This is a genomic window from Streptantibioticus parmotrematis (assembly GCF_019890615.1).
Lineage (GTDB): Bacteria > Actinomycetota > Actinomycetes > Streptomycetales > Streptomycetaceae > Streptantibioticus_D > Streptantibioticus_D parmotrematis.
The window spans coordinates 196,292-206,567 of record NZ_JAINVZ010000013.1; the positions used below are offsets into that span (position 1 = coordinate 196,292).

Annotated in this window: 6 protein-coding genes and 3 pseudogenes; 6 read left to right on the forward strand and 3 right to left on the reverse strand. The window is 65.4% G+C overall.

The window, feature by feature from the left end; all coding sequences use genetic code 11:
- Positions 1-656 precede the first annotated feature (656 nt).
- Together K7472_RS19705 and K7472_RS19710 are read left to right on the forward strand one after the other, a co-directional pair.
- Positions 657-929 (forward strand): hypothetical protein, encoded by a 273-nt coding sequence (locus K7472_RS19705; RefSeq protein ID WP_222979811.1) that lies wholly within the window; start codon positions 657-659, stop codon positions 927-929.
- Positions 930-932: 3 nt separating this feature from the next.
- Entirely contained in the window at positions 933-1,865 is a 933-nt protein-coding gene (locus K7472_RS19710; protein ID WP_222979812.1) for an ATP-grasp domain-containing protein, read from the forward strand.
- A gap of 436 nt (positions 1,866-2,301) precedes the next feature.
- Here K7472_RS19710 and K7472_RS32820 read toward each other — a convergent pair.
- A pseudogene (locus K7472_RS32820) lies at positions 2,302-2,578 on the reverse strand (transposase); the annotation flags it as partial.
- 771 nt (positions 2,579-3,349) lie between these two features.
- On the opposite strand from K7472_RS32820, the gene K7472_RS19720 reads away from it, so the two are divergent.
- The 3 genes from K7472_RS19720 to K7472_RS19730 all read left to right on the forward strand — a co-directional run bounded on the left by K7472_RS19720 (position 3,350) and on the right by K7472_RS19730 (position 8,061).
- The gene (locus K7472_RS19720; protein ID WP_252395901.1) at positions 3,350-4,126 is read left to right on the forward strand and encodes a salicylate synthase; all 777 of its coding nucleotides are present in this window, start codon (positions 3,350-3,352) and stop codon (positions 4,124-4,126) included.
- Positions 4,127-4,751: 625 nt separating this feature from the next.
- A complete protein-coding gene (locus K7472_RS19725) occupies positions 4,752-6,740 on the forward strand; it encodes an ATP-binding protein (RefSeq protein WP_222979814.1) in 1,989 nt (662 codons plus the stop codon).
- 40 nt (positions 6,741-6,780) lie between these two features.
- The gene (locus K7472_RS19730) at positions 6,781-8,061 is read left to right on the forward strand and encodes an FAD-dependent oxidoreductase (RefSeq protein ID WP_222979815.1); all 1,281 of its coding nucleotides are present in this window, start codon (positions 6,781-6,783) and stop codon (positions 8,059-8,061) included.
- Positions 8,062-8,346: 285 nt separating this feature from the next.
- Here the strand turns inward: K7472_RS19730 and K7472_RS19735 are convergent.
- Together K7472_RS19735 and K7472_RS32825 are read right to left on the reverse strand one after the other, a co-directional pair.
- Positions 8,347-8,747, reverse strand: a pseudogene (locus K7472_RS19735) (transposase family protein); the annotation flags it as partial.
- Between the two features lie 208 nt (positions 8,748-8,955).
- A pseudogene (locus K7472_RS32825) lies at positions 8,956-9,446 on the reverse strand (transposase family protein); the annotation flags it as partial.
- Between the two features lie 341 nt (positions 9,447-9,787).
- Here K7472_RS32825 and K7472_RS19745 point away from each other — a divergent pair.
- The coding region (locus tag K7472_RS19745) for a DNA-binding response regulator (protein WP_222979817.1) at positions 9,788-10,276 on the forward strand (489 nt) is incomplete at its 3' end.

The following is a 10,276-nucleotide window of genomic DNA, read 5'->3' on the forward strand; positions in this document are numbered from 1 at the left end:
CATCGCTGCCCGCAACAACCTGTCCCAGGCATGCTGAGCTATCGTGGCCTTCACGGCCACCTGATCTTGATACGTCGTCACAAACGTTCATGATCACGGTGGCTATACCCCTGCCCGCGATCGACCCCGCAAGTCACCGACTAGTGCAGACACCGGAACGACAACTGCCGTCAGAGCTGCAGGAGCTGCGTGCGGGACACCTTCGCGCCGCTCGCGATGTCGCGTGGATATCGCTGCGGTCCACTCCGCGCCGCAGCAGCGCGTCGATCTGATCAACGGGGTGCCGGTCGTCGGTTGAGACCCGTGCATGGCCGATGGGCATCTGTCGGCATCTACCTGATGGGCCGTCTGACGACATGATCTCGACGCGGGTTGTCGACACTGCTCACCTGTGGGTTCGTGATCGTGGTACCGAGTCGGCAGACGGTCGCATGCCGACACACTGGGTGGTTGCCTTCGGTCCGCTACGGGACTGCATGAACCCGCGTTCCCGGCGCTCCGTATCAACAAGGGGACCCGTAGTGACGACTACCAGCGCAGAAGCCGACGTCGGCGACCTGCACTGAATGACGAGGAACTCCGAGGAGTACCTAGGGCTAGGGGCTTCCGCAAACGGCGGCTGATAGGCCGGGAACGCTAGGGGCAGGGGAGGAAATTTGTCCAGCAAGCAGGAACGGAAGGCTGACCAATCAACAAACCAGAGCCAGGAGGATACGGCTCCCGTTCCGGAGCAACCAAGCGAATCTGCAGCGGAAGCGTCGTCGAAAGCTGCGGGCACAGTCGATGCCATTGACGAGGTTCTTGAGGAGTTCGATGATCTGACGCTCGAAGAGCTCGGATTCCGAAAAGACGACAAGATCGACTCTGCGGTAATCGATGAGGCTATCGCGAAGAAGATCGCGCAGAACGTGCAGAAGGGCGGGGAGTAGCCGATGGCATCGAAACCGGCGCTCCTGCTCAACGGTAAAGAACTCGGCGAACATGTAAACCTTGCCAGTGAATTGCTCACCGCTGGCGTTGAGGTCGTTTTCCGTAGTATCGAGGAACTCTCCATCGAGATCGGGCCAGGGGGGGTCCGCATCCGGGAGACGGTTGCGGGGCGAGATCTGGCCGAATTTGGAATCGTTCAAGTCCTGGCCCATCAAAGGCCCACCGCGACCCTGTTGAGCGCGGTTGCAGATTACCTCGACGCTCACCGTGTCCATGCTGTCAACGCCACCGGTGTCGGTGTGCCGACCAGGCTCTTCAAGTACGTTCGGCTGGCCAACCGGGGGCTGTCTGTACCGTCCACGGTCTATCTGTCGCCGAGATTTCCCGCTGGCTCCTACCGTGATCTGGCCACGCAGCTCGACCTGCCGTTCGTGTTGAAAACGGTCACAGGTGGCGGCAGGTCGGTCTTTGTCGGAAACGAAGGGGAGTTCACCGAACAACTCCAGGATGCCAGTAGCATGCGAGGGCTCCTCGCCCAGGAACTTGTGCCACCCGATGGTTTGTATTTTGTGCTCGTTTTGGGGGGCTGCGTCTCATTTGCTCTCCAGCATCGCAGCACCGATGGCGGCGATATGCTGGAGACGTCAAACTGGGAAGATGCTGCTCTCGTCGAGTCGCGAAGCCTGGAGCCAGTCGCGCGGGAGACCGCAGTGCAGGCTGCGACAGCATTGGGGTATGACATCGCCGGTGTCCGCCTCGTGCGGCACTGGACGACCGGACAGTGGTGTGTCCTGGATGTCAGCCCGAACCCACCGATTGGCAGTGGCGGGCACATAGCCGACAAGCTCAGCGCATATTCGGCGTACTTAAGAAGACGGCTAACCCGTCCTCATCAAGCGGATTCCGGCAGCGTACTGGACCCTGATGTTCACTGATGTGCGCCGCCCGGTCTGGCCCGGGTGGCTTCCAAGCACTGCCTCCAGGGCACGTTCGACTGCAGTCGGGCTCACACGTATTCGGCCGGCTGCTGCCGGTCGGCCGCCGCTGGTGTCCGGGGCCTCGGCACGGTGACTTCGGTGAGATTCAGTCGGGTGTCCATGTCGAGGTTCACCTCCTCGTGCGGTCGCATGTGGGCCCAGAAGGGCGGGGTCCGGCCGCGCCGGTCAACACGGATCAGAAGCTAGGACCGTTCGGCTCGCCCAGAGCGTCCTGGAACATCAGGGTGTTCACATGGACCTGGTCTGACTGAAGAATGCGCAGGCACAGGACGGAGATCTTCTGCTCCTCGACCGGTTGGATACGCCCCCGCCCTCGGCATACGCGATGATGGAGTTGGCGCCGTTGGAGGAGTCCCCAGTTCATCACGATCTCCAGGCCGGCGTGACGGGTCCGTTCGTACGCTGCCTCGTAGATCACAGGCGTTCCATACACGCCAGCTCTGGGCCAGATGAGGAACCGGCGGTGCACGGTCGACTTCGACGCCCCGAAGCACGGTGCCAGGGCCCGCCAGGCACAACCGCAGACCAGCACATAGATGATCGCGGCGAACACCGCCTCATCATCGCTGTTCGCGACCCTGGGGACGCACCCGCGCCGACGGCAACAGCGGTCGAGTGATATCCCGCAGACCATCCGGAACGATCCAAATGCAGCTACCCTTCCCACGGCCAGCCCAACGGCCAACTGACCATGTAGGACATGGCCTAAGGACTGCTGCGGCTTTGAAATATCCGTACCTTTTGCCACGACGCACACAGCCCCGGCCGCGGGAACATGTGAACGCGCCCTGCTGACCTCTCGTTTACAGACCTCCCGAGATTAACCCGGACGTCCTGAGCAGGCGTCGGGCGCCGTGGCTTCCTATGCACCCTGGTGCCCTTGAAGCCTCGGAGCCCAAGCCATGGTCGGCTGCCTGCCCGTGCAGCCGGCCGTGGCGTTCCGGCTCAGCTCTCGTCCGGCTTCAATGATCACAGACACACGATCAGCTCTGCCGTGACGTCTCGCCATGGCAGGCATCGACTTACCGAAGGTTCTCACCTCGTGTTCCCACACGAAGCATCACAACTGGCCTCATGGGTCAAGGCTTCGCCTTCTGCGATCGAGGAGATCGAGACGCCCGGGCCCGAGGACCCGACCCGGGCGGCGGTGGCGCTGGCCCGTTCAGGGCTGAGCTGCCAGTACATGGTGTACGAGCGCGAAGGCCAGTGGAGTTTCGCCACTGGTGACTCGACGTGGGTGAGCGCGAACCTGACGCAGGTCACCCTCCATCACGCCGGAACCACTTGGTCGCTGTCGACCGATGGGCGGCCCCTGGCGATGGTGGCAGCGGTGTTCCACGCTCTGCGGGAACATCCGGGCTGGCGGCACACCTACGGTTGGGCCGCGTTCGAACTCGCCCACGCCATGATCGGCGATCCGCATGGCGCCGGAACTGACATCCTCATCCACCTCACGCTGCCGGCCACCCACGTGTCCTTGTCCCCAGGCCGACCTACCCGGGACATATCTCGCCGGACGGGCCGCCAACACGCCCGCGCGGTCTTTCCTTTTCAATCTTGGAGGGTGGCAGGCCACCGGTTTCAGCCCGGAGATCGTGCTGCACGTCGGCCGCGATGGCCGACTTGTGACCCAGCCCTTGGCGGGGACCCGCAAGCTCGGCGGGGATCACGAGGAGAACGCCCGGCTGCGTCGCGAACTCCTCTGCGATTCCAAGGAGGTCCATGAACACGCAGTCTCCGTCAGACTGGCCTGTGAGGAGCTCGGGGCGGTGTGCGACGCCGGATCGGTGGTCGTGGAGGACTTCATGTCCGTAAAGGAGCGGGGCTCCGTCCAGCACCTCGCCTCTCAAGTTGCCGGCCGGTTGCGTAACGACCTTTGTTCTTGGCAGGCCTTTGGCGTGCTCTTTCCTGCGGTGACCGCTACGGGGGCGCCCAAGTCCGCCGCGCTTGCCGCCCTTCTGCGCCACGAGGAGGGGCCCAGGGGCCTGTACGGCGGGGCCATACTCGCCGTCGACGCGGACGGCGACTTGGACGCGGCGCTGGTACTACGCAGTGTCCTTCGCCGTGCCGATCGCACATGGCTGCGAGCCGGTGCGGGGATCACGCGCCATTCGGTACCGGAGCGCGAGTACGAGGAGACGTGCGAAAAGCTTCGGAGCGTCGCTCCGTACCTGATCGAGGACAACGCCTCGGCCTGACGAGCGTGCACACGCCAGGCGCTGACGCGTCGAGCTCTCGATCACCGGTGTCAGCCGCATGGTGGTATACGCGACTCCCGCGGTGGCTATCTGCGGATGACCCACCAGCCAGGGGCACTGGGTCCTCCAGCGTTACCTGCCACTGCGCCACATGGCCGAATGGCAGAATGGGCCGCTGGACGCCGTCTGTCCGGTGATCTTCATCGGACGCGATCCAGGCCCGGGTGATGGTGGAACGGTCGACGCCGAACGAGCCGGCGAGCAACGTCGTGTGTGGCCCCCTGGGGCAGGTACACGAGGGTGGCCAGGAGCCGGTCGACGAGGACCAGCCGGGGTTTCGCACCGGCGCCCATCGCCCGCTTACGTGGTCTGGACGCGCAAGCGTGGGTTGGTGCCGTTCATGCCACAACCGGACCAGCTCGGCGACGAGTTCAGCTATCACGTCAGCCGACAGGCCCGCGATCCTCCCATCACTGGTGATCACTGCGCGAGACGCCTTCCCCACCACGCGACCATGATCGACCATCAGGAGCTCGACACCTCACCACCTACCAATGCACCAACTCGTTAGCGCAACAGCGACGGTGTCGCCGGCGCTGCTGTCGGCGATGGATAATGTGGTTGCGTGACGGTCATCGGGCAGCGGCTGAGAGAGCTACGAAGGCGTGCCTTTGCGGGACGCGCCGGTGAGATCGAACTGTTCCGGTCGATGCTGGGCACAGGTGGCGTGCTTTATCTTCACGGCCCCGGCGGCATCGGCAAGAGCGCATTGCTGGATGTTCTGGCCGATGCCGCCGTGACCGTGGGCGCCGATCCCATCACGATCGACGGCCGCTACGTGCCGCCGGTCCCAAGTTCACTTCAAGCGCACTCCATCGGTGACCGGGCGGTGCTGCTCCTGGACACCTACGAGCTGCTCGCCCCAATCGACGACTGGGTACGAGAGGAGTTCCTGCCTGCGTTGCCCGCCGACGCGGTCGTGGTCATCGCGGGACGGCAACCTCCCTCATCGCGGTGGCTGGCCGACCCCGCCTGGCGTGAGCTGATTTGGGTCGTCGCGTTGCGCAACCTCGCCCCGTGCGACAGCCGCGCCTACCTGGCGGGGCAGAACGTACCAGCCGAGTTCCACGAGAATCTCCTCGACATCAGCCACGGCCACCCGCTCGCCCTGTCCATGCTCGTGGATGCGGTGCGGCGTGGCGGCTGCGCGCTGCCCCGCACTCTCGGGGACCTGCCCGAGATAGTGCGCGAGTTGCTGACCCGCACACTGGACGAGGTGCCGGGGCCACGCCATCGGCTGGCGTTGGAGGTCTGCGCGCACGCCAATGTCATCACGGAAAACCTCCTGCGAGCCGTGCTTGGCGACAACTCTGCGGAGCTGTTCACGTGGCTGCGCACGTTGTCGTTCATTGAGGAAGGCCCGTACGGTCTGTCCCTGCACGAGGTGGTCCGCGATGTCCTTGACGCCGACCTGCGGTGGCGCGACCCAGAGCGCTATGCCGAGGTGCATCGCCTGGTGAGAGCCGACTTGGTCGCGCGGATCCGCTCGGCGCCGGACGCACGGGAGCAGCAGCGGCTCCTAGCCGACGCCATCGTCGTGACCTGTCCGCGGACCAGGCTCGCGGCATATGTCGCGGCCGCGCGGCCCGTCGACCACCACATCGATGCGCTGCGGTCGGAAGACACGGCCCCGATCGTTGAGATGACGACCCAGGCTCAGGGGGCGGAACAGGCCGAATTGGTGGATTACTGGATGAGGCGCCAGCCCGGAGCCTTCCAGGTCTTTCGCGGGCCGACCGGGGAGCCGAAGGGGTTCTGCGCCTGCCTCGACCTGCGCGCTGAGGACATCGGGGCGGATCCGGGCGCCGACAGCATGTGGCAGTACACCCAGCGGCACGGCGCGGCACGCTCCGGCGAGCACGTACGAGCCTGGCGGTTCTTCCTCGACCGTGACCATGGACAGGCCTCATCGCCGTCCCTGACTCTGTTTGCCGTGTGCCAGGTTCTCGACATCCTCATCCGCGATCGCTCGGCCTGGACGTTGGTGGGGGCCTACGCGGATGCCGGGTTGTGGGGGCCGACACTCGGCTATCTGGACTTCTGGTCGGCGCCCGAGGCGGCGTACACGATCGGGGAGACCACCTACCCGGTCTTCGCGCACGACTGGCGGCGCACCGGCCTCGCCGAGTGGCTCCAGCTCATCGCGGCTCGCGAGGTGGGTGCCCCGGCCCGGCCGGCGGTGGAGGAGTCGACCCAACTCGTGCTCTCTGAATCGGAGTTCGCCGAATCAGTCCGTGCGGCGCTGCGCGATCTGCACATGCCGCAGGCTCTACAGCGCAATCCGCTGATGCGTTCGCGGGTCGTGCGGTCATCTGCAGCGGGGCTCGACGAGCTCCTCGCTATGGCTGCCGAGCCGTTGCGGGCCGACCGCCGTGGCTTGTTCGAGGTGGTCGACCGCACTTTTTTGCGCCCGGTCGGCCCGCAGGAGCGCGTGGCCCAGTCGCTGCACCTGTCCTTCAGCACCTATCGTCGGCACCGGGACCTGGCCGTGGCTCATATCGTGGACTGGATGTGGGAACGGGAGGTCCACGGGCACCAGATGAGCACCGGTTGACCTGTTGCTGGGCACCAGAGAGCGCCGAGCATTACGTCTCGTGTCAAACAAAAACGCAGTCGTCCTCGGCGCCGGCTTCGCCGGTCTCCTCACCGCCGGAGTGCTCGCCAAGCTTTACCAGCAGGTCACGGTTGTCGACTGGGACCCGGCCCCTGGCCAGTACCGTCGGGGCGTCCCTCACGGCTGGCATGCCCACAACCTGCTTCCGGCCGGGGCGAGCGTTGTCGAAGAGATCTTTCCCTGTCTGGTCGACGAGATGAGTGCCGACGGCGCGGTTCTGGCGGATGTGCTTTCGGACTACCGCTTCTACGCGGGCGGGAGGGAATTGCCACGAGTGCCGGTCGGTGCGCACTCCATCCACGCTACCCGGCCGTTCTACGAGCGCCACTTGCGTCGGCGGCTGGTTGCCCATGAGGGCCTGCGGATGGTGCTCGGCGCTGATGTGGCCGGGCTGATCGGGGATGACCGGCGGATTACTGGCGTACGCATCCTGCCGCAGGAGCCCAGGGGCAACGAAGAGATTTTGAATGCCGACCTGGTGGTCGACGCGATGGGTCGGGGTAGCCGTACGCCGGTTTGGCTCGAGCAACTCGGATACGAACGTCCCGCCGAGCAACGCGTCCACGTCGATGTCGCTTACGCCAGCCGGGTTGTCCGGCTCCCGCCCCAGCACGACCGTGCGCTGCTCATCGGCGGCGACGTTAAGGCCAACGGCCGTGGGTTGCTGTTGCTGGCGGTCGAGGACGGCCAGCACGTACTGACTGTCACCGGGGTCGGCCCCGCCGCGCGTCCACCGACCGATGAAGTGGGATTCGCGGCGTTTGTAGCCGCAGCGGCCCCGGACGACGTGGCCTCCGCGCTGAAGGCCGCCGACACGCTTAGTGACATTGTCGCGTACCGCTTTCCCTCGACCCGGTGGCGCCGGTACGACCAACTCAGCAGTTTTCCAGACGGGCTGGTCGTTGTCGGCGACGCACTGTGCTCGTTGAGTCCGGTCAACGCGCAGGGGTTGACCGTGGCGGCGCTGGAGGCCCGCGCGCTGCGCGACACGCTCTCAGCCAGCCGGCGCGACGTCGCCGCGAACTACTTTGCCCGGGCGACGCAAATTCTGGCAGCGCCATGGGGGATGGTCGGCGAGCCGGGGCAGCCGACAAACCTGACGCAGAAGATGCAGGGCGCCATGATGAGTCGGCTGATGGCCGCGGCAGCCACTGATCGTACGGTCGCGGCCCAGCTCATCCGGGTCTTGGCTCTGATTGATCCGCCGTCGAAGCTGTTGCGGCCGGCTGTACTCGGGCGAGCGTTGTTCCGGGCAGCATGACCCCGGCGACGATTGCAACGGAGCAGATCCCGTCGTCAACTCAGGGGGCCATCACGTCTGCTGATCGTCGGGAACCTGCTGGACTTTGCGCGCGGCGGCGCCCGCACCAGACCTTGGCCGAAGGTGTGAGCTTTACGGCGCGACGTATGGGGCCTGGCACGCTGACTGGGCTGGAAGCCCTGTGCGATCAGGTCCTGGAGGAGCCGGGACCGCGTAGCGACCCGGACCACGCTGCCTTCCTCCAATAGCGCGTCGAGCAGGAGACTGTAAGTCGGTCGGTGTAACTGGCACTCGTCCGGCGGCCAGCGGGATCCGCAGCAGCGTGCGCAGAGCCGTGTGACGCGACAGGCTCACCGCGAGTATCGCCAGCAGACGCGCTCCGGACCGATCCGCTAACTCCTTGACCACGGACTTGACTTGACCGGTCAAGCGGACGGTTCGCCGACTGGTATTGGTCCAGCACCGGGCACCTGCTCGCGGAAGGTGTGGCGGCACCCGCGCGTGGGACACACCAGGCGCCGCACCCGCAGACGGACCACCACCTCTCGTTCATCGACCGGCAGGTCGGCCACTGTCCGCCAGCGATAGCCGTGCACGCGTTCCGACGAGGCCCCGCACACCGGGCAGACCGCAGTGTCTCGCGCAGTCCGTGCCCGCACCACGATTCGCTCACCTTCGTCGCGCACGACTCTCCGTCACCACCGAAAGTGAGACAAGGCGTTCATTTGACAGGCCCCGTCATGAGGGTGATGGCGGCCCACGTAAAGCTGATCCCTGGCCTGGCCGCGTTGGCCCCGTGTACACACTTTGCGAGGACAGACGCATCACTCGCCAGTGCGGCTGTTGGCTGATTGCGGCTACGCCTCGACAAGTATCACTGAGCCTTTTGCAACCTCACTCTGGGCTGGTCAGATGCAGGGTGGGGACGGCCTGGACGGGGCAGGTGATCCGAGCGGTCGAGTAGTGCAGTTTGCGGAGGTTACGCCGGGGCTTGAGGGTGGCGACGGCCTGCTCGGCGAGGGCCCGGTTCTTGGTGTGGGACCAGTTTGGGTCTTGTGGTCTGCGGAGAGTGATTCCCACCGTCCTTGGCGCGGGGAGCGGACCGTGCCGTCGGCGCCTCAGTAGGCCGTGTCGGCCCAGCGTGGGATGGCGGCCTCGGTGAGGGCGTGGGCGGTGCCGTGTTTGTGGGCCGCGCGGATGTCGTAGACGGCGCCGGGCAAGGTCGGCGAAGCTCACAGCAGTCGGCCGGAGGGGTGGGTGATGATCTGCAAGTTCATCCCGTGCTTCTTGTGTTTGCCGGAGTAGAACGGCCGATCCGTGGCGATGCGGTCGATCGGCGGGAGGGTACCGTCCAGGAGCAGATACGCCTTCACCGACGCGGTCCGTCCGACGGCAGGCAGGTTGGCAAAGGCTCGCTGTCTGCTTGGTAACCCAAGTAGCACACCAGACATAGCTTGCCGCGGTGCCGTCCTTGTCATCCAGAAGAAAGCGGTGCAAGGCGTGCGCATGGGCCATCCACTGATCCGCACACGCCTCATAGCCCACAGGAGCACACTATGCTACGTGCCGCAGTGGGAGGCAGTTCACGTGATTTCTTTCACCTGACGTTCGGGAGAGTCAGCTCCACCGCCTGCGGTTAGCTTGAGCGCTCCCGGAAGCAGACAAATTGACAATGGGCGTCCTAGGTGAACGCAGCCCAATGACTTGAGAGAGTGCAGGAAACGCGATGCTCCCCACACGAGAGAGTCTTGTGCCGCAGGTCGCGATCGTGGAACGGAACACGCTGGTCTGTCGGGGATGGGAAAGCTTGCTCTCGCGGCGCTCGCAGGTACGGCTGAGTGCTGTGGCCTGCGAACCGTCAGCCCTGACACCTGCGCGCGGCGGCGGATACGACGTCATCGTCTACGGCGTGCCTCAGAACTGCCGCGCCTTCACAGAGAAGGTCGAGACGTTGGTTGGCCAAGGGCGCGTCCTGGTCCTCATGGACCTCTCGCACCGTCAGCCGGTGACCGGTGTCCTGCGTCTGGGCGCGTTCGGTTGTGTCGACCGCCGAGCGGGCGAGAGTGAGGTGCTGAGTGCAGTGGAAACTGTCGCAGAAGGGGGCATTCACGTGGCAGCCGGGCTCGCGGGCCGGCTGCACGCCGAACTGAGGCAGTTCGCGGCGCCCGGCTTAGTGCTGGCAAGACGTGAGGCCGAAACTCTGCGCTGGCTCGCT

Bases quoted from the DNA above. Each gene is read 5' to 3' on its own strand.
- K7472_RS19720 (WP_252395901.1), top strand. From the start codon at position 3,350: ATGGCGCCGGAACTGACATCCTCATCCACCTCACGCTGCCGGCCACCC.
- K7472_RS19710 (WP_222979812.1), top strand. From the start codon at position 933: ATGGCATCGAAACCGGCGCTCCTGCTCAACGGTAAAGAACTCGGCGAA.